Raw genomic sequence first — 384 nt, 5'->3', positions numbered from 1 at the left:
TCCGGTAGTGCCGGCCGCTGGCCGGCAACCCGCCGCCGCGTGATTCCCTCGGATGCCTGTCAGCAGCCGGCACGACCCTGGCGGTGCACGCAGCGTGTTGTTTTGCCGCAGTGGATCACGCCGCTGTGGCGTGCCGGCGCGCTATCGTGCGCCCGTACGGCCTTGCGGATGGGGGAAGGCATGCCGGTAGTGCTGGCGCTGCTGTATGTGCTGTGCCATGGGCTGGTGCTGGCCCTGTGGCCCGGTCCCGCCGGGGCGGGTTCCTTCGTTTTCCTGACCGGCGCCCCGCTGCTGGCTGCGGTCGCCTGCCTGTGGCGGGCCCGCCGCGACCGCGCGGCACTGGGGTGGCGCGCCACGGCGCTGGCCCTGCTGCTGTGGGCCGGC

At 74.0% G+C, this 384-nt stretch carries 1 protein-coding gene; it reads left to right on the top strand.

The genetic code is table 11. The features are described from left to right. Positions 1-180: 180 nt before the first annotated feature. The coding region (locus EN850_RS34075; protein ID WP_210238022.1) for a hypothetical protein at positions 181-384 on the top strand (204 nt) is incomplete at its 3' end.

The sequence above is a fragment of the Mesorhizobium sp. M8A.F.Ca.ET.207.01.1.1 genome, assembly GCF_004794715.1.
GTDB lineage: Bacteria > Pseudomonadota > Alphaproteobacteria > Rhizobiales > Rhizobiaceae > Mesorhizobium.
This window is presented reverse-complemented; position numbering and strand designations above follow the sequence as displayed.